The organism is Bacillus sp. FSL R5-0654, from assembly GCF_038008745.1.
GTDB lineage: Bacteria > Bacillota > Bacilli > Bacillales > Bacillaceae > Bacillus > Bacillus safensis.
Genome location: NZ_JBBOZV010000001.1, coordinates 577,043 through 596,580, shown reverse-complemented (window position 1 = coordinate 596,580; position 19,538 = coordinate 577,043). Strand labels below are relative to the sequence as shown.

Below are 19,538 nucleotides of genomic sequence, written 5' to 3'. Positions count from 1 at the left end.
CATCCCCTCCATTGTTGAACAATCAGGCGCCAAATGTCTATTTATGAACAGGATCTCATCCATTGCCGATGTTCGATTGGTTTACTTCTTATTATACTCAGCACATGTTCAATAATCTATATGTGTTCAGTAAAGGAGGACCATTATATGTTTCATTTTAGACTTGCTAGAGAGGATGAACTGCCTCAAGTGGCAGAGTTGTTAGATGATTCGTTTCAGGACTATTCATTTTTTGACCTATTATGTGAAAAGGTCTCAAACCGGTCTGCTTTCGCTCGTCAGCTGCATTTGGTCAATACAAAGGTGTATTTTCAGCATCAAATCTGTTTGGTCGGGGTTGAAAACGAGAACATTGTGTCTGCTGCCCTTTTAAAGCATCCGCGTCTTCCTGAACCAGGCTTCATGGATTATGTGTTATCAGGTGGGTTAAAGCTGCTCTTCATTGGCGGTATATCGGCGGTTCAGCATGTGTTCCGTGTGTTAAAGGAGGCCAAAAAAGCATGTTCTTCCTTAAAGCAGCCTTACTGGTATTTAGAAGCACTTGTCGTGGCAAAAGACCAGCAAGGAAAAAAACTCGGAAGCCGCATGTTAAAGCAATGCCTTTTTCCCTTTATCGCCCGGCAAGGCGGCGGACTGTTCACACTGATGACGCACAACGAGGCCAATCGTCATTTCTACCGAAAAAATGGCTGGATGGAGTTTGATGAAAGGGTACTGCGCGGAAAGGAAATGTCCCTGGAAAGCTGGAGCTATAAAACCGTGATTAAATAAGGTATCCTCTTCAGGTGATGATATAATAGAGTCAGTTCAATCAATGATCATACTTGGAGGAGAGACTGATGATACGACGACTTGATCATATCGTGTTGACTGTACAACATATGGAGGACACCATTCGCTTTTATACAAACGTATTAGGGATGAAGGAAGAAACTTTTGGTGAAGGCCGTAAAGCGCTTCGTTTTGGTTTACAGAAGATCAACCTCCATGAAGCTGGTCATGAATTTGAGCCAAAAGCGGCTCATCCTCTTCCTGGATCTCATGATTTGTGCTTTATCACCGATTTAGACATGGACAGTTTGCTGCTGCACCTCCGGAAGCAAGTGGTCCCCATTGAAGAGGGGCCGGTCAGACGCACAGGTACATTAGGTCCAATTGAATCTGTTTATATCCGTGATCCTGATCTGAATTTAATTGAAATCTCTCGATATATAGAGGAGGGTGATCCGTCATGACTCGTATATTTTTGAGACCGATTGAAGAGCAAGATTATCCTGGTATTCAAAGAGGATGCCAGCATGCAGAAACACTTTATATGACTGGCACACGCAAAACGTTCACACTAGAAGAAATTCGCTCCGCCTATACCCGCTTTTTGCAGGATGACAGCAGACGAGATTTCGCCATTTGTCTACTAGACACGAAAGAGATGATTGGAGATGCGGCGATTGTGGACATTGATCCAATCAATCATACGGCAAGCTTCCGCATTGCGCTTCACGGGCCAGAGTATTTTCAAAAAGGCTATGGCACTGAAGCTGTTCGGATGGTTCAAGCATTTGCCTTTGACACATTAGAACTCAACCGTCTAGAGCTTGAAGTCTTTTCCCACAATCCAAGAGCCTTTCGAAGCTATGAGAAAGCCGGATTTCAATATGAAGGAAAAAGACGCCAAGCGCTCTATTTCAACGGTACATACTCAGATGTCATCATCATGGGCATCCTTCGTGAAGAATATAAAAACATGATGAATACAGATGCTCCTGCTTAAGAAGGGTCATCTTTTTTAAAAAATTGAATCCCAGTGACGATGATTAAACAAATGATGGAAGAGAGAACGATAGAGATACTCGCTAGACTAAGCACCATGCCTTCCCATCTGCCAATAAAAAAACTAACAATCAATAAAACCAAACCAAATAAAATCAAGCATATTGGGACAATGAACCCCGCATGGCGCTGCCGGCGTCTTTTCCCTGCCCACCATGAGAGACACAAGACAACGATCGTAAAAAAGGCGGTTTGCAGCCAGAACATGTGATATCAACTCCTAACCCATAACAATGGAGGTACTTCAAATGAACATTAGACCCATTGAGCAAAAAGACAACCCGTATATCGCAGCGATTATCCGCCAGTCACTAGAATCAGCGAATCTAGCGATTGAAGGAACAGCCTACACTGATCCCCAACTTGACCAGCTTTTCGAATACTATCAATCATTGACTCATGCAGCCTATTGGATTGCTGAAGAGCAGGGTGAGATTGTGGGCGGTGTAGGGATTGCTCCATTTACAAAGGGAGTATGTGAATTACAAAAGCTTTATTTAAGTCCAAAAGCACAAGGAAAAGGTGCGGGCAAAAAACTGATGGATACGGCGCTGGAGTATGCCTCTACATACTACGAAGCCTGTTATTTAGAAACCCGCCGGGAATTAACAGCAGCTATAGGCCTTTATCAGCGATATGGCTTTTCTCTTCTTTCAGAACCGCTTGAAGGCTCTGAGCATTCTGCAATGGATGCTTGGTATCTCAAAACCTTCTCATCTTGAACCATAAAACAATCGATAGGTTTTGAGCCTCTGAAAGCCTAACTTCTCTGCCAGTTTGATTGAAGCTAGGTGATGGACATCGCAATCCCAATGCGGTGTCCTCTTTTTTTCAAGACAGATGCTGATCATATGCTGAGCTGACAGCAGCGCTAAACCTTTTCCGCGATAAGACTCATCTGTCCAAATATCTATCTCCGCACGATCCATACTTGAAAAAATAGAGACGCATTCACTTACCACGTTCTCTCCATTTAAAATGGCAATCCCGATTCCCTTTGATAGAAAACGAGCTGTTTCTCCCCAATAGGCTTCGTAATAGCTAGAAGGGAAAGCACTGCTTGCTGTCATCACCTGCTCATTTGTCCGCTCTACTCTATAGCCTTGATGAGGCTGAGTGGCATGAGAATATGCCTGTGAATAAACGTACGCATGTCTTTCCATTTCATTCAGATGTAACCCAAGACATTTTTTCATCATTGCATCTGTTAATGGATTTGCTGAAAATAAGGTGAATCGGCCGATTTGTCTTTTCTGCCTTTCGTACACATTCACAATGAAGGCTGAGCAGCATAACAGCTCCGCTTCACTCCTTCCTGCCACATAATAAATGCCGCATGAAGCTTCGAGAAAATAAACAAGCGGATGCGCTTCATCATCGACATAAAGATGTCCTTGTATCATGCCATCCATGACCGCATCTACAAACACTGGATATGCCGGATCGATCTGTCTAATTCCTTTTTTCATTAATGGTGCCTTTTGCTGCCTCAATAGATGCACGATGCTCCCTCCTATCCTTCCATTATAAAGAAAAAGCAGCTGACATAGAGAATTCTTTGCCAAAAAAGGGATTTTTCATCAAAGACGCAATTTTTTTAAAAAAGAGACCTCATTTAAAAGGTCTCTTACATTCTGGATGATATTATTCTACTCATGCTTCTTCTGTCACTTTCCCCTTCCATATCAGGGTTAAGCGACTGTTTTTCGTCTCGTTCTGTTGATTTTACCGACAAACATATAGCCATATTTATAATGATTCGCTAACCATGACAATAGGATAGATCCAGCAATTGCTAGTGCTGATATTATGATTGTCCCTACAAAGAATGGATAATCTTTTAATTGTCCCCATAGCAACACAGAGATACCTAGAAAATACCCGTGAAGCAAATAGATGGTGAATGAATATTGACTAATGACAGCTACGAAAGGTGGAACGCTTTTCACTTTAGAAAACAAGAGAAAACATAAGAAGACAATACTGATTGTATAAAGAACAACGTCTGGCCTCTTAGAAGAAGGCTCGAAAAAGCCTACATATGAATTGCTTAGAAGGGTCGCTGCGGAAATGAAAACAAGTCCATACACGGCATACTTAAAACGATGAAGTCTTGTGATAAACTGCTGATAATTCACTCCACAATAATAGGCTAAACAAAAATAGAATAACCACCCTGGAAATGGAATCCATTCTAAGCCAAACATTGGATTAGGTAATTGAGGTTGTGGGATTTTGACGAGGTTCATGACACTTAAATAACCAACTGTGATGATAAAGGAGATCGGCAATACCCATTTGGCTGAGGTACGCTTAGCAATTTTGTGAAAAAACATATGCAAAAAGTAAAATTGAAAAATAATCAGAACAAAATAACCAATATAATTTCCCAATAAGACATTTGCTGAAGCTCTTTTAAAAAAGTCAGCTGCCCCTCCATTTAACGATGCCGAATGCATAAACCCATCGACAATCCCAATAAATACAAATGGGAAAAAGATGGCTTTCACTCTCTTCCACATAAATCCTTTAGGTGTACCATTTGGATAAGCATGCGCCAATAAAAACTCAGAAATGAAAATAAAACTCGGTGTACTGAACATGAGTAGTGCTACAAGAATAGATGATGAGTGAGGACTAGATAAAATGGCTATTGCATGAATGAGCACAACACTCAAACACGAGATACACCGAATAAAAAAAATCTCTTTAATTTGCATTGAAAATCCCCCTCCTGTATTTGGTAAAACATGTATTAGATTAACATGAATAACACCTTATCAACAGGGACCTTGTGATTATATTCAAAAATCTATCCAAAAGGAACAAAAAAAAGAGCCCTAGTTAGAGCCCCTAATCTAATCAGATTCAACCGTTGCCTTCCCCTTCCAAATAAGGGTTAAGCCTAATCCAAGAAATAAGACAACACCTGCGAATAAAAATGGGAAATGAATATTTTGATCGAATAAAATGCCGCCAAGTGCCGGCCCGAAAATCGTACCTAGGCTTGTGTAGGTAGAGTTCATCCCTGCGACAAATCCTTGCTGGTTGCCAGCGATTTTGGATAAGAAGGTCGTTAATGCTGGACGCAATAAATCAAACGCAAGGAAAATGACACATGTGACAATCAGAACAACCAAAAAGCCTGAAACAACGGTTGAAACGAAAGCAAGGACAGCCCCGATAATCAGACATAGCTGAATGACTCTTTTTTCTCCTAGGGCATTTACCAGTTTACCAAACACAAGTACTTGGATGATGACTGCCACAATCGAACTGACGGTAATGATGACGGCAATATCTTTTGGACCAAATCCAAACTTATGATTTGTGAACAAGCTAAAGACTGTTTCATATGCAGATAGTCCAAATGCGAGGACAAACACAATGATAAAGGCGATGAGGTAGCTTGGATGAATTGATTTTTTCAAATCTTTAAAGAAAGTCGATTCTTTCACTTCATTCATTTGCTTCTCTCGCTCTTCTTTTGTTAAAGGCTCCTTCAGCATAAACATAGACGAAATGACGGCAATAAACGCAATCCCTGCCGCAAAGAAGAATGGCAGGCGTACGCCGTATTCTGCTATAAACCCGCCAATTCCCGGGCCGATGATAAAACCGGTACTAATGGCCGCAGAGACATAGCCCATCGCCTTTGATCTTTCTTGAACGGTCGTAATATCTGCGACATATGCAGTGACAGCCGGCATAATAAATGCCGCACTAATACCGCCTAGAAGCCTTGCAACATACAGGACGTACACGTGTGTTCCAAGACCAAAAACGAGTTCTGATAACGCGAATAGAAACAGCCCAGACACAATCATAATCTTTCTTCCGTAGCGGTCTACCCATCTCCCTGCAATAGGTGATGCGATGAGCTGGGCAACGGCAAACGCCGCCACAAGGTATCCCATCGTACTCCCTGTTAGATGCATGACATTCATGAATAGCGGCATGACAGGAATTATGAGACCGATGCCTAAAAACGCAATAAATATATTACTTAATAAAATCACGAGTACTGCTTTTTGCTCACGAATCGGTTTTTGCATGATGTTTGTTTCCCCTTTACTGACTCACTTGTTACTCATGATGGTTGATTCCGTGAATAAACAATGAGATCGCCTCTTTTTGTAACTCTTTCTTCTGCTCAATGGTGTCATTTTTATATAACACGTCTAATCCATAAAAAACGGAAAGTAATATTTTCACTTTTGACTCCACATGCTGGATCGACCAGCTGCCATCTTTGTTTCCTTCAAGTAAGATATCTCTCATCACATCATCAAAATCGACATCAATCTTGTTCAGCCGCTCCATGACTTCGTCTGATGTAAAAGCACTGGCACAAAATTCCTCACTCGCTCTCATTAATGGGTAGTTAATGCCCATTTGACTGAGCATCTCTGCAAATGCAGCGAGCTTATCGACAGCCCGGTGCTGTGTTTTCTTCTCCTCATGCCATGTTTCCATCATCAAACGGTGATCCTCTTCCATAATATGAAGAAACAAAAACTCTTTTCCTTTGAAATGATGATAGAGATTGCCTTTACTCACCTCAGCAGCCTCTAAAATATCGCGCACGGATGTTTCTGAATATCCTTTTTTCGCAAATAAATCACGAGAAGCGGTGACGATTTTTTGCTTCGTCTTCTCACTCTTTCCAGCCCCGCTTTGTGTACTTGTCATGTGTCACAATCCCTTTCTACCCTGCATTTCTTCATACGGACAAAATAAAACCGACCAGTTGGTTTATTTTTTTATTATAAATGGATTTTCCTCATAATACAATGAAAAAGGCATTGACTTCATAAGGAGTGATTCATGTGAAAACAAACAGAACAGTCATTTGCGCTATCACCAAAAAGGACTTATACGTATTTTTCTTCTGCGACCTTTTCATGGCTACTTTGGCGTACTACGTGTTCAAATTCAAGCCAACGACATTTTATGAATGTGCGGGAATCATGGGAAGTATTCTTTGTCCCTTTTTGATGAAAAAGTGGATATACCGATGATCTCCCTTTCAGTATATCCGTCATTCATTTAACTTTTCTTTATATTTAACTTCACTTAAATATAAAGATTACCTATAATAGAAGAGAGGTGATGTCATTGGATGAGGAAATCATTCATTACGGTAAAAAGATCATTGAATACTCGAATGCACTAGGCTCAATTTATGTAGAAGAGTATCAGCGATTTTTAAAACATGAGTATGCAGATTTATCAGCCAAACAAGAGCTGACACTTGAGCTACTGCGCACAAAAACGAGAACAATCAATGAATTAGCTGATTACTTTTCGATTTCTGCCAGCGCAGCTAGCCAGCTTGTATCAAAGCTTGAGAAGCTCGGCTATGTCAAACGAGAAATTAATCCACATAACCGAAGAGAAATTATTGTTGATTTTGCTCAAAAGGGCCATGACTATCACAAGAATACGGAAGACATTCAACTGCACCTTATACAAAAATATTATGCAAAGCTTCCAAAAGAAGATTTAAAAACATTACTATCTCTATACGAAAAAATCTATCAGATTGCAAAAGAAACGCCTTAATACGGTGTTTCTCTCATCAACATTTAAGTTATCTAAAATATTAAGGGGATGAAAATATGCAAAGCATTCATTTACAAGATGGCCGTCACATCGGTTTGACTCAATACGGTGATCTTGAGGGGTTTCCAGTATTCTTTTTTCATGGGACACCTGGATCAAGAGTGATGTTTTTAGATGATGATCCAATCTCTCAAGAACTCGGCATTCGTCTCATCTGTTTGGATCGACCTGGATTTGGTTTATCTACCCCTCTACCTGACCGTACAATTTTAGACTGGGCAAAAGACGTGCTGGAAGTGGCAGATGATCTTGGTATTCAACATTTTTCAGTGATGGGTGTATCTGGAGGCGGTGCATTCGCAGCTGGTTGTGCCTATCAATTGCCGGATCGCATCCTTTCAGCCGCTCTGATCTCAAGTACAACCCATTTTCAGAACGGGAAACCGCCGAAAAACATGCTGAAAGAAAATAAATTAGCCTTTTTCCTTAGTAAGAAGTTTCCTTGGCTATTGAAAGCAAGCTATCGTTCCCAGAAGAAAATGATTGAGAACAAACCAGAGAAATTTAAGAAGCTGGCCAAAAACGGGAACAAGCATTTACATCCGTGGGATCGGCAATTCCTTCAAACCGATGAGCAGTTAGAGATGATGATGACACATTTATACGAAGCGACTCGTCAATCGGTGGATGAATGTATTCGTGAACCCATTTTACTCTCGAAACCATGGGCATTCGCTATGAAAGATATTCAAATCCCTGTTGATGTCTGGCACGGAAAAGAAGATACAATGGCTCCATTTGTAGAAATAGAAAAAATAGCTCAGGCGATTCCAAACGTCAAAACCCATTATATAGATCAAGCAGGGCACTTTCTTACTGATGTAGACGATATTTGGCGAGATATTTTACTCTCTTTAAAGGAGCGTGCTGAACATCAGGAACATGCATAAAAAAAGACCCAATATACCTCGGGTCTTTTTCTTCATTAATATTGTTCATAATACCTTTGCACTTTAACTGGATCTTTTGTCTTCGTCAGTGCCAGCATGAGCAGAATACGTGCTTTTTGCGGGTTTAATGAATCAGACGACACAAAGTGATGTTCATCATCCGTTTTTTCGTGGGTGACAATTCCATTACCCGTGCGGCTTGATCTCACAAGAACCACATCTTTTTTCACTGCATCTGTTGCCCCTTTGATGGCTTCTGTTGACATCGTTCCATTTCCTGCTGCGGCTACAACAATTCCTTTCGCACCTGCTTTTACTGCTGCATCATACAGATATTTTTGGTCATTTTGATAGCCGTATAAAATATCAACTTGTGGCAATTCTTTTATGTTTGAAACATCAAATTCACTTTCTGATGTATGTTTTCTGATCGGTTCGTTATAAAAGGAAACCACTTCACCCGCAACTTCTCCAATATAGCCATGTTCAAGAGACTTGAAGGCATCGGTTGTGGTCGTGTTTGTTTTCGTAATAAATCGAGCCGAAGCAATTCGATCATTTAATGTGACCATGACCCCTTTGCCCTTTGCTTCTTTGGTGGATGCAATTTTCACCGCATGATACAAGTTAAGCGGACCATCCGCACTGATAGCAGATGCTGGTCTCATTGAGCCAACGACAACAACAGGCTTATCACTTTTGACAACCAGGTGTAAAAAGTAAGCTGTTTCTTCAAGTGTATCTGTTCCATGCGTGATGACAATGCCATCTACTTGATCATCTTTTAATAGTTCATTCACTCGCTTGGCTAATTTTAAAAGAAGAGCGTTATCAACATTTTCACTGCCGACATTCACAACCTGCTCACCCGTGACATTTGCAATATCCTTCAGCTGTGGAACGGAAGCAATGACTTTATCAATGCCGAGTGAACCAGATTTATAGCCCGTCGTATCTGTATCACTGTTTGAACTGCCAGCAATCGTCCCGCCCGTGGCTAATACCTTAATATTTGATAAGGACTTATTCCCTGTTTCAACCGCCTTGTTTTTCTCTTTTGTTTCATTGGATACGTTTTCTTTTTCGCTTTGAGTATTCTCTTGAGTGCCTGTGTTCGCACAGGCTGCTGTCACCAATAATAAAACAGAAAGAAGGACAGCACCTAACCATTTTGTCATGTTCATTGGATCATCTCTTTTCCTCATTTGATGGATTTCATGGCTAAATCTCTTTCTATAGGCTTTACTTTATACCATACCTTCATTCATCGACATGAGGCCAAAGATATAGAACCAAATAAAGGTAAAAAGGGCGTTATATTAATGATTTATTCAATTCTTATTACCTAAATTTGCTGTAATTAAGTTGAGTATTGAAGGTGCCGTATTTTAAAAATAACCGACGCTTGATAATGAATTTATGATAAAATATAGTAAATTTTACAAAAAAGGAGTATACATTTTGCATTCGCTTCAAGCCTTTTACAAAATCCTAATCACACTATTCATCAGCTCTATTTTACTCGGCTTGTTTGTCTGCTTATTTCCACCTATTCAAGCTGAGCCTGCGTTTCTGATATTTTATATTCCTATCTTTTTTGTTTTTTATTTCGTCTTTGCGGTTCCTTTGCAGTTATTGTTTTCTTTTCAGCCAAAGGCTTTCCATCCTCTTTATTTAGCTGCGTACTTACTGATTGCAATGGTTATCATGCTCTTTTTCATCGATGGTATTGGGAGCCAGGCGTCTTTACCCATCATCATCATGAGCAGTCTTATCTACTGGACTTGTGATTCTTTGTTTTATCAAAGAATGTATGAAAAAAACACCTAATGCGAAGGTGTTTTTTCATCAGTTTCTTTAAAACATTTTTCTCATCAAATAATCGGTATCCATTTTGAGCGATCTCCCTAGGACGTACAAAATCCTCTTCTGTATAGTGGCGAAGGGCAAATTTTGTGTTGCTTAATAGCCTTCACTTGTACATTCCTCCTATGCTTGACCACACAGTCAATCACACCATAAAAAAATCACTGAGGATATCTACCTCAGTGATGGAATCTTTATTTCATAACTGTACCAGCGTGTGAAAAGATCGGATCTTTTAATTCAAATTCGAATGTCTTTCCGTCCACAATACCGACTGTTTTTTCACTGTCATAAAGCTCAAGCATACAAGCTGCCATTTCTTTTGATGTATGATATTTCTTGAAATTGCCTTCATATTCAAATTCGTCTACATCCAATGAACGCTTTGCAAATTCTGATTCTGTCGCGGATGGCGCTAATACTTTTGCCTGTAATTTGGCTCCTTTTCCTTTCAACTCTAGGGCCAGCCCTTCTGTAAAGGCGCTCACGTAAAACTTCGTTGCTGAATAGGTGACGGCATTGCCGACGACTGTATAGCCGGCTCGTGAAGAAATGTTAATGAGCTGCGCTCCCTCTACTTGCTCATAATCACGAACAAATAAGGTGGATAGAATCGTTAATGCTTCGATATTCAGATGAAGCATATCCCCAATTTTACTTAAATCTTGTTCTCCTATAGAGCCAAAATGACCAAACCCTGCATTATTAATGAACGTATCCAGCTCATAATCTGACAATGACTCATAAAATGAATTCACTTGCTCTATGTTTGTTAAATCGACTGACTGTATGACTACTTTGATATCGGGATATTGATCATGAATCTTCTTCTTCAATTCTTGGAGTTTATCAAGCCGGCGTGCAGCTAATATAAGATTTTTCCCTCGTGCTGCAAAGGCGAGAGCCGCCTCATATCCAATACCTGAGCTTGCTCCTGTAATGACTGTATAACTCATTTTATATCCCCCTATTCGCGTCTTCTAACTGGTTAAATTATAACGACAACGTTTCGCTCAAGTCAATTTTGAAGAGAGTCAATGATGGCATTATGTCTATCTTACATACAACTCCGCAGTCACTTCCTTTTGAATCATTTTGGAGGAGGTCATGTTGAGATTTTTTTGTTCATTTTTGAAAAACCAATTGGTAGGAATGTTCAATTAACTCCTCTACAAATGTCTGCATCAAGGTAAATGGAATTCCAATGAGTCTTATTCATATAGTAGCCAGGGATAATTCCTTGAGGAAAGATATCTGACCCTTTTTACATTCACTTTTCTTTTTCAGAAACAGTAATAAAAGCACAGGCCCGTTGTCTCCTGTGCTTTTGAATCACTCTGCTTTTTTATTCAAACGCCTTCTTTAGTTGATCCCCCATCAGATGCCAAGCTTCTTCAGCTATGGCTAAATCTCCGGCGTGCGTGAAGCCGTGAGGGACACCTTTAAATTGTTTGTACGTGACGTCTACCCCAGCTTCTTTTAACTTGGCAGCATATTGCTCGGCTTCTTCAGCCAGCGAATCCCTCTCTGCTGTGATGACGAGAGCTGGAGGCATTTGTGCTAAGGATGAACGATCTGCAAAAACCGGAGAAACGAGCGGATTGTGCGGATCTTGGCCTTGCAGATAGAAGGAATTAAAGAGTCTCGCCAATTCAACTGGGATCGCTTCTTCAAACGCTGGTTTTTGTGCTGGATCAGTGGCAAGATCAAGCGGCGGATAATCAAGCACTTGATAGGCAATTGGGAGTGTATTTCCTTTTTGAATATTCAATAGACAAGCAGCCGTTGCCAAATTTCCTCCTGCGCTATGTCCACCAATGGCTAATGCATTCCGATCGATTTGAAGCTCATCAGGATGTTCATACAGCCACTTCAGTACATCGTAGCATTCATGAAGAGCGGCTGAGAAAGGGTGCTCGGGTGCAAGCTGATACTCGACATTGACAACGATACATTGCGCCCGGTCTGCAATGACTGGACACCATGGATTATCCATTTCAGCACTGCCCATGATAAATCCGCCGCCATGTAAATTCACAAACACAGGAAACAGCTGTTTTGATGTGTTCACTGGCTTAAATACCCACACCTTTGTTTTGCCAGCACTTGTTGGAATGTCATATTCCATTTTGTTCACTTCGGGAGGATGGACTGGTTTTAGTTCCGATTGACTCGGTAATGAACCTTCAGCTGGCTGGCGTAATGACGCTGCGATTTTGATTTGCTCTTGTAAGTTCATGATCTCAGTCTCCTATCTTATTCATTTCTTAGTGACTCATTCGTTTCCTTTTCTTCATTTCCTCCTACTGAATCAGCAGCAATTTTCATTGGTCTTTTTACCTTTCTCCCCTTTTTCTCTCTCTTTGAAACAAGCATTGAGCAATTAAAAAAGCACTGCGGCGCTATGTCCACAGTGCTTTTCATTTCTCTTATGATACTTGCTGTTCTACCTTCACTCGTTTAATAAAGAAGGCAATAATCAAACCGATGATCGTCATGATCACTGCAAAGATAAATGCATGCTGGACGCCATTTGTAAAGGCGAGCAGCTGATTCATCGGATTTGCGGGATCAGACACATTTTCCATAAAGCTGCGGGCTCCTGATGAAAGGATCGAGATACCGATCGCAGTACCAATGGCTCCTGCCACCTGCTGCAATGTATTCATAATCGCTGTACCATGCGGATATAGCTCTGGCGGCAGCTGATTCAATCCATTTGTTTGAGCAGGCATCATGATCATCGCGATTCCGATCATTAATGCAATATGAAGGGTTACAATGAATCCAATCGACGTATTCACACTTAGATTCGTAAAGCCAAACATCGTCGCTGCGACAATGACAAGACCTGGAATGACAAGCCATTTGGGACCAAACTTATCAAATAGACCACCCATGATTGGAGATAGCAGTCCGTTGATAATTCCACCTGGCAATAGCATTAAACCTGCTGTAAATGTAGAAAGCGCCAAGGACGTTTGCAGATACAATGGCAAAATCATCATAGCAGACAGCATCACCATCATACACACTAAAATCAGAAGTAACCCAATGACAAACATCGGATATTTAAACGGGCTTAAGTTCAGCATTGGTTCTTTCATGTTCAACTGTCTTAAGGAGAACACGAGAATCCCTATGACACCAACGACAATTGCCACGATGACATGCATACTGCTCCAGCCGCCGCCTTCTCCGGCACTGCTAAAGCCATACACAATTCCGCCGAAACCAATGGTTGAAAGCACAATTGATAAGATATCGATTTTCGGTCTTGTTGGTTCTGTAATATTTTGCATAAAGATATAACCAAATACGAGTGCAGCAATTAATAAAGGAAGTGAAATCCAGAAAATCCAATGCCACGTCAGCGATTTCAGAATAAGACCAGAGACGGTTGGACCGACAGCTGGTGCAAACATGATCACAAGACCAATAATCCCCATCGATCTGCCTCGTTTATGAGGCGGGATGATGACCAAAATCGTATTAAACATCAACGGCAGAAGCAATGCTGTGCCGACTGCCTGCACGACACGTGCTACCATTAAAATACTAAAGACCGGCGCAACCGCCGCAATAAATGTTCCGATGATTGAAAAGACGAGCGATGTAATGAAAAGCTGTCTTGTCGTAAACCATTGAAGAATGAGTCCTGAAATCGGTACGAGAATACCAAGTGTTAATAAATATCCTGTTGTCAACCACTGAGCAGTCGTCGCTTCAATTCCAAAGTCTAACGTTAAACTTCTCAGCGCCATGTTTAATGCCGTTTCACTGAACAGGCCAATAAATCCAGCTGTGATAAAAGAAATAATAATGGGCAGCGTTCGAATTTCAGAAGCTGCTGCTTTCTGTTTGTTCATATTAAGTTGGCTCCTTTTCTTTTTCAATTTAGATGAACCTTAGGAAGTCAGGGTGGTCAGAAATGAGCCACTTTCATGTCTATTGAAAGACGGATAAAATCTGTTTTTCTGCAGCAAATTGAGCAATTTTTTCGATTGAATAGCCAGATTCATGTATATAAAACATGAGCTCAGGCGTCATTGGAGAGGACATACATAACGTTGTCAGTTCTATATCCTGTATGTTTGCTTCTCCCTTTTCTCTCGCTTCCTCAAGCAAATCACGAATGATTTGTCTAAGTGATTGACTGTAATGACTCTCATATACTTTACTTGTCTGCTCTAAATTCCCAGAGATTGTGAGCATCCGAATCCAGTCTAGATGGTGACCGACGATCAGATGAATTTCTTCGAGAACATAGCGCAAACGTTCACGAACCGGCTGATCACTTATTTTGCTCAAGTAAAGATACAAAGCTGGGATCAGCTGTTCAAATCTCTCCCCAAGGATAGAAAGGCACAAATCACTTTTATTGGCGTAGCGGCGGTATAAAGTGCCCTGCCCAACACCAGCTGTTTTCGCAATTTTATGCATGCTGACATTTTCTACACCAAATTCTTGAAACAAGGAGAATGCGATCTCTTCAATTTCCTCCCCAATATCCTTTTCCACCATGCTCACCTTCTTTACCTTCATCCACATTGCACGTATCTCTATGTGTTAAATCAAATTTCTTTGCTTCTCTTTAGGACAATTGTAACGGTATTATCTTACGGACAACTGTCCGCTTTGTCAATCATTCTTTTTTAATCGATATCATTTGACTGTATTTCTAAGTGTAACTATAATAGTTACATCAAACAATAGAGGTGATCTCATTGAATACATTCCTATTAGTTCATGGTGCATTTCAAGGCGGCTGGTGCTGGGACCAAATAACACCTGCTCTTCAACAAAAAGGTCATAAAGTAGTTGCTATTGATTTACCTGGCAGCGGCGAAGATGTTACGCCTCCACAGGACGTATCACTAAAAAGCTATGTAAAAAAAGTTGTTTCAACAAGTGAAAAAATAGACCAGCCTGTCATTTTAGTAGGACACAGTATGAGCGGAATGGTCATATCACAAGCAGCAGAGGAAATACCAGAGAAGATCAAAAAACTTGTATACGTCTGCGCCTTTGTCCCAGAGAATGGACAAGCCGTCAGTGATATTGCATCAGGTGGTCCTAAAGCAGCGTTGAACGAAAAGGATCAGACCCTTACATTAATAGAAGAATTCATTGCAGAGGATATGCTCAACGAAAGTTCGGAGGAAGATCTGCGATTGTTCAAAAGGAATATACGCCCACAGCCTGTTCAGCCTTTTGAAGATAAGGTCTCTCTAACAAATATACGCTTTGGACATGTGCCTAGCGTATATATTGAAACAACAAAAGACCGCTCCATTCCGATTGACTTGCAAAGACAGATGTATGCCACTAGATCTTTTGAGCGTATTTATACCCTTGATGCTGATCATTTTCCTTTCTACTCGCGAAAGAAAGAGTTTGTGGAGTGCCTAGTTGACATTGCCCAGCCACAGTAAAACATGAAATAGCATACAAAAAAGGCCTTAGACAATGACCTTTTCAGATATTTGATGAAGGGCTAAATAATCTTTATTTTAGCCCTTTGTCTTATTCTCATATTCAACCAACCATGTGATGAGCTCCTCCTTATGAAGCTGTTCCCCATACCTTACTGCTTCTTCTATCAGATGGTGATCATGGTTCTGTCTGATAAGAATGAGTGCCTGTTGATAATCTTCAGTCACAGGCTGTTGAAATGAAGCTCTATTTATTTTTTGAAACACGCCAATCATGATACTTGCTTCGTGATAGCATTGTCTTGCCACTAATGAAAGAATGATTCCTATTAATCCACGAGTGAAAATCCACGCACCTTGATACATTAATCCCAGCATCAGGACCTTTTTAAAATACAAAATAGATTGTTTAGTATGACCTTGTTTCAAAGCTAGATAACCTAGGTTCTCATATGGTGCTGACAGCTCCCACTTATCGTTTACTTCTTCAAAGTACTCAATACTGCTCTTGAACAGTTTAGCTGCTTGCTCATCATTTCCTTGCTTCATTTGAATCAAACCATACGCATTATAAGAACTAGCTATATTCCATACATCCTTTGCCCTTGTAGCTACCTCTATGCTTTCTTTAATATAACGTTCGGCTGTCTCTAAGGAGTGAGTCTTTAAAGATATATAGGTCATTAAGCGCAGAGAAGATGAAATATAAGAAGACATTTTATATTTCCGGGCTATTTTTAAACTTTTAGATGCACTGATCAGTGACTGATGATCCTGCCCCAAAATAAAGAGCAGGACGCCTTGTCCATGATATACTTTTGCCAGCAATGAATCATGCCCATCACCTGCTGGCAGTACACTAAGAAAACGCTCAAACCAAAGGGCTCCTTCATCTGTGCTGCCTTCATGCACCCAAAACCAATACATCGCCCCAATTATACTCAAACCTATTCTCTTCTCTTGTTCATTAGTCTGTGCATAGCAGGATGTGAGGATATGAAGAACATGAGCATATTCATCTCTGATGGATGCTAGAATAATATCTCGGCTTGATGTTCTAAACTTCTTATCCATTTCAAGAACAAACTGTTGATAGTACGTCACATATTGAAAACGAATGACTTTTCTACATTCCTCACTTTCTAATGCATTGAACTGCTCTTGTGCATATTGTTTAATTCCTTCTAATAAAAAGTACCTCACTCGACGACCGTCAATTGACTGTTCAATCGAAAGCAATGACTTATTCACTAAGCTAGAAACCAAATGTAACACTTCGTCACTCTTTCCCTCTATTAGAGAAGATGATCCGCAAACCTCTTCAACGGCCTCTAAAGTAAAACTACCTACAAACACACTTATTTTTCTAAGTAATTTTTGCTCCTCTTGTGTCAGCAATTGATAACTCCATTCAATCGCAGCCTTTAAAGTCTGTTGACGCGGGGCTGCCGTTCGTTTTCCTTGTGTTAGGAAGGAGAGCAATTGATCTAACCTCTCTAGGATCTGTTCTAGTGTCAAAATATTCAGACGGGAAGCAGCTAATTCAATAGCTAATGGTATCCCGTCCAGCCTAGTACATATATCAGCGATGAGTTGTATATTGTGTTGAGAGATAACGAGATCAGGAACAATGGATTTCGCACGTTCAATAAAAAGACGAACCGCTTCAAATTCTAGTAGATGTTCCATCTGATAGCTTTCATCTTTCTTTGGTTTTGTTAATGGAGAAAGCCGATATACCCGCTCTCCCTGAATATTTAACGGCTCCTGGCTCGTTGCGATAATACTGATATTTGGTGCAGCAGACAGAAGCTGATCAATGAGTTCCGCACATTTTTGAATCAGGTGTTCACAATTATCAAAAATGAACAATAGTTTCTTATGCCCGATAAACTCGAGGATTGATTGTAATTCTGGCTGATTGGATCTTTCTTTTATTTCAAGCTGTGAATAAAGGAAATGTGTGAATAAAGCTGCATCTTGAAGTGAGGAGAGCTCCAATACATACATACCATCTTCATATAGATTTGACAGAGTTTGTGCTGTTTTCATCGCTAAAGATGTCTTGCCAATTCCTCCAGGACCTACAATCGTTACACATTGAGGCGTCGCTAGAAAACGATGTAGATCCTCTATTTCCTTGTTTCTGCCGATAAAGTGGTCCATTCTTTTTCCCATCACAGTTTGTAATGAAGCTGTATGTAAAGTCTCCGTTGGCGTGTCAATCAGGTTCAGATCACTTATCTCAGGCTGAGTGAGCAGATGATCAAACCAAACATCATCGAATGAAGGAAAGGAGCGGTTTGATAAAGAATTTGCCTCAAACGCTCGTTTTGCTGCTCCCCAAAGGTGTTGAGCTTCTTGTTTTTCTTGACCCTCTATAAACTTTTCTTCTATCAAAAAGGTATAAATGAGCTTTTTTAAGTTCGTTACACTTGGCATACGGTCACCGTTTTCCCATAACTGTACAGTTCTAGTATCTACACCGATCAACCTTGCTAAATCGATCTGCCTCATTTTTGTACTGGCATTACGGGCCGGTCTTGTCCTTAATTGTTTTATGAGTTGATCAATCCAAGCTTCATGGTTTGTCATTTTATCACCCAGATTCAATTTTCTTTTATTCAGACGAACAAACACGAACTAACCTACATTCTTAAAATTCCTCTCTAGCGGTAACATCATCATGTACCCATCAAACAAATAGGAGTGATGAATATGCCTTTAACCCGTGTATCTATGATCAAAGGTCGTTCCCTTGAGGCTAAAAACGAAATAAGAGACATAATTGGACAGGTCATTGTTGACCATCTAAAGGTTCCTAGTGATGATCGTTTTTTAATTATAGAGGAACTCGAGAAAGAAAACTTCAATTTTCATCCGACTTGTTTAGAAATTGAACGATCTGACGAATTGTTGATCGTACAAATATTTTTAAATATTGGCCGTCCAACAGAAATGAAAAAAGAATTTTATAAAGAATTAAGCAAACAATTGCACCAATCCGCCAACGTAAGAACAGAAGATCTATTTATCAATTTGATCGAAGTAACCCAGGATAACTGGTCTTATGGAGACGGAATTGCACAATTTGCTCTTTAAACTACATTTGAAAGGAAGAGAAACATTATGAGTACCCTTTTATATATTACCGCACACCCAAGCAGTCCTTCTGAATCATACAGCTTAACTGTTGGAGAAGCATTCATCAGCGCCTATCAACAAGCACATCCAGAAGATCGAGTGGTTCGACTTGATTTATATAAAACAGACATCCCGCAAATTGATCAAGATGTGATTGAATCTTGGGCAAAGCTGCAATCTGGACAATCATTTGACGAATTACAGCCAAATCATCAGAAAAAACTAGAGGCCCTTGCACATTTGCTTGATCAATTCTGTCAGGCCGATAAGTACGTGTTCGTCAATCCTATGTGGAATTTTTCACATCCACCTGTCATGAAAGCCTACATTGATGCCATTTGTATGCGTGGTAAAACCTTTCAATATACGGAACATGGACCTATTGGACTATTAAATAACAAAAAAGCAATTCACATTCAGGCATGCGGGGGCATCTATACGACCGGACCCCAGCAGGACAAGGAAATTGGCAGCAGACACTTACAAACCGTTTTAAACTTCATCGGTGTAACTTCCTTTGACAAGATCTTAGTAGAAGGCATGTCTTACACACCCCATTTAGCCGAAGAGATTAAAACAGCGGCAGTTGATCAAGCTAAAGAAAAAGCAAAAGTTTTTTAAAATAAAAAAGGCCAAAAACTCAACTATCCTTTATGAGTTTTTGGCCTTTTTCTGTTTATACCATTCTCTTTCATAACTTCTCATGAAAGAAGAGAAGAATCTATCAAAAAGTCTCTTTTAATATCAT

Annotated in this window: 21 protein-coding genes and 1 pseudogene; 10 read left to right on the top strand and 12 right to left on the bottom strand. The window is 40.2% G+C overall.

The annotated features are described in order from the left end of the window. The first annotated feature begins 147 nt into the window (after window positions 1–147). The 3 genes from NSS76_RS02930 to NSS76_RS02920 all read left to right on the top strand — a co-directional run bounded on the left by NSS76_RS02930 (window position 148) and on the right by NSS76_RS02920 (window position 1,771). On the top strand, window positions 148–771 hold the full coding sequence (locus tag NSS76_RS02930; protein WP_197172254.1) for a GNAT family N-acetyltransferase: 624 nt from the start codon (window positions 148–150) through the stop codon (window positions 769–771). Between the two features lie 68 nt (window positions 772–839). Then, window positions 840–1,235, top strand: coding sequence for a VOC family protein (locus tag NSS76_RS02925; protein WP_024425420.1), 396 nt, complete (start codon window positions 840–842; stop codon window positions 1,233–1,235). Further along, a complete protein-coding gene (locus tag NSS76_RS02920) occupies window positions 1,232–1,771 on the top strand; it encodes a GNAT family N-acetyltransferase (protein WP_024425419.1) in 540 nt (179 codons plus the stop codon). Before NSS76_RS02925 ends, NSS76_RS02920 begins: the two co-directional genes overlap by 4 nt. On the opposite strand, the gene NSS76_RS02915 is transcribed toward NSS76_RS02920, so the two are convergent. Then, window positions 1,768–2,037, bottom strand: coding sequence for a YesK-like family protein (locus NSS76_RS02915; protein ID WP_024425418.1), 270 nt, complete (start codon window positions 2,035–2,037; stop codon window positions 1,768–1,770). The genes NSS76_RS02920 and NSS76_RS02915 overlap by 4 nt on opposite strands. Before the next feature lie 41 nt (window positions 2,038–2,078). Between NSS76_RS02915 and NSS76_RS02910 the strand changes: the two genes are divergently transcribed. Then, a complete protein-coding gene (locus tag NSS76_RS02910; protein ID WP_024427799.1) occupies window positions 2,079–2,552 on the top strand; it encodes a GNAT family N-acetyltransferase in 474 nt (157 codons plus the stop codon). Here NSS76_RS02910 and NSS76_RS02905 read toward each other — a convergent pair. The 4 genes from NSS76_RS02905 to NSS76_RS02890 all read right to left on the bottom strand — a co-directional run bounded on the left by NSS76_RS02905 (window position 2,544) and on the right by NSS76_RS02890 (window position 6,522). Further along, the gene (locus NSS76_RS02905; RefSeq protein WP_286098937.1) at window positions 2,544–3,332 is read right to left on the bottom strand and encodes a GNAT family N-acetyltransferase; all 789 of its coding nucleotides are present in this window, start codon (window positions 3,330–3,332) and stop codon (window positions 2,544–2,546) included. The genes NSS76_RS02910 and NSS76_RS02905 overlap by 9 nt on opposite strands. Before the next feature lie 189 nt (window positions 3,333–3,521). Next, window positions 3,522–4,550 carry an acyltransferase family protein gene (locus tag NSS76_RS02900; protein ID WP_034622718.1) on the bottom strand — a complete coding sequence of 343 codons (1,029 nt, stop codon included), beginning with the start codon at window positions 4,548–4,550 and terminating at the stop codon, window positions 3,522–3,524. A 138-nt stretch (window positions 4,551–4,688) separates the two neighbouring features. Beyond that, complete coding sequence (locus NSS76_RS02895; RefSeq protein ID WP_034622721.1) at window positions 4,689–5,885, bottom strand: MFS transporter; 1,197 nt, start codon at window positions 5,883–5,885, stop codon at window positions 4,689–4,691. Window positions 5,886–5,916: 31 nt separating this feature from the next. Beyond that, a complete protein-coding gene (locus NSS76_RS02890; protein WP_024427803.1) occupies window positions 5,917–6,522 on the bottom strand; it encodes a TetR/AcrR family transcriptional regulator in 606 nt (201 codons plus the stop codon). A gap of 420 nt (window positions 6,523–6,942) precedes the next feature. On the opposite strand from NSS76_RS02890, the gene NSS76_RS02885 reads away from it, so the two are divergent. Together NSS76_RS02885 and NSS76_RS02880 are read left to right on the top strand one after the other, a co-directional pair. Beyond that, on the top strand, window positions 6,943–7,395 hold the full coding sequence (locus NSS76_RS02885; protein ID WP_073204011.1) for a MarR family winged helix-turn-helix transcriptional regulator: 453 nt from the start codon (window positions 6,943–6,945) through the stop codon (window positions 7,393–7,395). Window positions 7,396–7,451: 56 nt separating this feature from the next. Beyond that, the gene (locus NSS76_RS02880) at window positions 7,452–8,345 is read left to right on the top strand and encodes an alpha/beta fold hydrolase (RefSeq protein ID WP_073204008.1); all 894 of its coding nucleotides are present in this window, start codon (window positions 7,452–7,454) and stop codon (window positions 8,343–8,345) included. 35 nt (window positions 8,346–8,380) lie between these two features. Here the strand turns inward: NSS76_RS02880 and NSS76_RS02875 are convergent, their stop codons facing one another. Continuing rightward, window positions 8,381–9,529 carry a type II asparaginase gene (locus NSS76_RS02875; RefSeq protein WP_073204005.1) on the bottom strand — a complete coding sequence of 383 codons (1,149 nt, stop codon included), beginning with the start codon at window positions 9,527–9,529 and terminating at the stop codon, window positions 8,381–8,383. A gap of 277 nt (window positions 9,530–9,806) precedes the next feature. On the opposite strand from NSS76_RS02875, the gene NSS76_RS02870 reads away from it, so the two are divergent. After that, window positions 9,807–10,175 carry a hypothetical protein gene (locus NSS76_RS02870; RefSeq protein WP_341080637.1) on the top strand — a complete coding sequence of 123 codons (369 nt, stop codon included), beginning with the start codon at window positions 9,807–9,809 and terminating at the stop codon, window positions 10,173–10,175. Between the two features lie 230 nt (window positions 10,176–10,405). Here the strand turns inward: NSS76_RS02870 and NSS76_RS02865 are convergent, their stop codons facing one another. From NSS76_RS02865 to NSS76_RS02845, 5 genes and pseudogenes are all read right to left on the bottom strand, one after another. Beyond that, window positions 10,406–11,167 (bottom strand): SDR family NAD(P)-dependent oxidoreductase, encoded by a 762-nt coding sequence (locus NSS76_RS02865; RefSeq protein ID WP_073203999.1) that lies wholly within the window; start codon window positions 11,165–11,167, stop codon window positions 10,406–10,408. A 169-nt stretch (window positions 11,168–11,336) separates the two neighbouring features. After that, window positions 11,337–11,454 (bottom strand): annotated as a pseudogene (locus NSS76_RS02860) (MmcQ/YjbR family DNA-binding protein); the annotation flags it as partial. A gap of 102 nt (window positions 11,455–11,556) precedes the next feature. Beyond that, a complete protein-coding gene (locus tag NSS76_RS02855; RefSeq protein ID WP_341080634.1) occupies window positions 11,557–12,450 on the bottom strand; it encodes an alpha/beta hydrolase in 894 nt (297 codons plus the stop codon). A 190-nt stretch (window positions 12,451–12,640) separates the two neighbouring features. Next, window positions 12,641–14,080 (bottom strand): DHA2 family efflux MFS transporter permease subunit, encoded by a 1,440-nt coding sequence (locus NSS76_RS02850; protein WP_197172282.1) that lies wholly within the window; start codon window positions 14,078–14,080, stop codon window positions 12,641–12,643. 79 nt (window positions 14,081–14,159) lie between these two features. Beyond that, complete coding sequence (locus tag NSS76_RS02845; protein ID WP_258011213.1) at window positions 14,160–14,735, bottom strand: TetR/AcrR family transcriptional regulator; 576 nt, start codon at window positions 14,733–14,735, stop codon at window positions 14,160–14,162. A 203-nt stretch (window positions 14,736–14,938) separates the two neighbouring features. Here NSS76_RS02845 and NSS76_RS02840 point away from each other — a divergent pair, with 203 nt between their 5' ends. Continuing rightward, window positions 14,939–15,646, top strand: a complete 708-nt coding sequence (locus NSS76_RS02840; RefSeq protein ID WP_341080631.1) for an alpha/beta fold hydrolase — start codon at window positions 14,939–14,941, stop codon at window positions 15,644–15,646. 78 nt (window positions 15,647–15,724) lie between these two features. On the opposite strand, the gene NSS76_RS02835 is transcribed toward NSS76_RS02840, so the two are convergent. Continuing rightward, the gene (locus tag NSS76_RS02835; RefSeq protein ID WP_175580542.1) at window positions 15,725–18,241 is read right to left on the bottom strand and encodes a helix-turn-helix domain-containing protein; all 2,517 of its coding nucleotides are present in this window, start codon (window positions 18,239–18,241) and stop codon (window positions 15,725–15,727) included. A gap of 123 nt (window positions 18,242–18,364) precedes the next feature. Here NSS76_RS02835 and NSS76_RS02830 point away from each other — a divergent pair, with 123 nt between their 5' ends. Continuing rightward, window positions 18,365–18,748, top strand: coding sequence for a tautomerase family protein (locus tag NSS76_RS02830; protein ID WP_008346751.1), 384 nt, complete (start codon window positions 18,365–18,367; stop codon window positions 18,746–18,748). A gap of 27 nt (window positions 18,749–18,775) precedes the next feature. Further along, a complete protein-coding gene (locus NSS76_RS02825) occupies window positions 18,776–19,411 on the top strand; it encodes an FMN-dependent NADH-azoreductase (protein ID WP_341080621.1) in 636 nt (211 codons plus the stop codon). Window positions 19,412–19,538: the final 127 nt, after the last annotated feature.

What these genes read in the sequence shown, in the direction of transcription:
- NSS76_RS02930 (WP_197172254.1), top strand. Translation starts at nt 148, where the DNA reads ATGTTTCATTTTAGACTTGCTAGAGAGGATGAACTGCCTCAAGTGGCA.
- NSS76_RS02925 (WP_024425420.1), top strand. Translation starts at nt 840, where the DNA reads ATGATACGACGACTTGATCATATCGTGTTGACTGTACAACATATGGAG.
- NSS76_RS02920 (WP_024425419.1), top strand. Translation starts at nt 1,232, where the DNA reads ATGACTCGTATATTTTTGAGACCGATTGAAGAGCAAGATTATCCTGGT.
- NSS76_RS02915 (WP_024425418.1), bottom strand. Translation starts at nt 2,037, where the DNA reads ATGTTCTGGCTGCAAACCGCCTTTTTTACGATCGTTGTCTTGTGTCTC.
- NSS76_RS02910 (WP_024427799.1), top strand. Translation starts at nt 2,079, where the DNA reads ATGAACATTAGACCCATTGAGCAAAAAGACAACCCGTATATCGCAGCG.
- NSS76_RS02900 (WP_034622718.1), bottom strand. Translation starts at nt 4,550, where the DNA reads ATGCAAATTAAAGAGATTTTTTTTATTCGGTGTATCTCGTGTTTGAGT.
- NSS76_RS02895 (WP_034622721.1), bottom strand. Translation starts at nt 5,885, where the DNA reads ATGCAAAAACCGATTCGTGAGCAAAAAGCAGTACTCGTGATTTTATTA.
- NSS76_RS02890 (WP_024427803.1), bottom strand. Translation starts at nt 6,522, where the DNA reads ATGACAAGTACACAAAGCGGGGCTGGAAAGAGTGAGAAGACGAAGCAA.
- NSS76_RS02885 (WP_073204011.1), top strand. Translation starts at nt 6,943, where the DNA reads ATGTCATTGGATGAGGAAATCATTCATTACGGTAAAAAGATCATTGAA.
- NSS76_RS02880 (WP_073204008.1), top strand. Translation starts at nt 7,452, where the DNA reads ATGCAAAGCATTCATTTACAAGATGGCCGTCACATCGGTTTGACTCAA.
- NSS76_RS02875 (WP_073204005.1), bottom strand. Translation starts at nt 9,529, where the DNA reads ATGAACATGACAAAATGGTTAGGTGCTGTCCTTCTTTCTGTTTTATTA.
- NSS76_RS02865 (WP_073203999.1), bottom strand. Translation starts at nt 11,167, where the DNA reads ATGAGTTATACAGTCATTACAGGAGCAAGCTCAGGTATTGGATATGAG.
- NSS76_RS02855 (WP_341080634.1), bottom strand. Translation starts at nt 12,450, where the DNA reads ATGAACTTACAAGAGCAAATCAAAATCGCAGCGTCATTACGCCAGCCA.
- NSS76_RS02850 (WP_197172282.1), bottom strand. Translation starts at nt 14,080, where the DNA reads ATGAACAAACAGAAAGCAGCAGCTTCTGAAATTCGAACGCTGCCCATT.
- NSS76_RS02845 (WP_258011213.1), bottom strand. Translation starts at nt 14,735, where the DNA reads ATGGTGGAAAAGGATATTGGGGAGGAAATTGAAGAGATCGCATTCTCC.
- NSS76_RS02835 (WP_175580542.1), bottom strand. Translation starts at nt 18,241, where the DNA reads ATGACAAACCATGAAGCTTGGATTGATCAACTCATAAAACAATTAAGG.
- NSS76_RS02830 (WP_008346751.1), top strand. Translation starts at nt 18,365, where the DNA reads ATGCCTTTAACCCGTGTATCTATGATCAAAGGTCGTTCCCTTGAGGCT.
- NSS76_RS02825 (WP_341080621.1), top strand. Translation starts at nt 18,776, where the DNA reads ATGAGTACCCTTTTATATATTACCGCACACCCAAGCAGTCCTTCTGAA.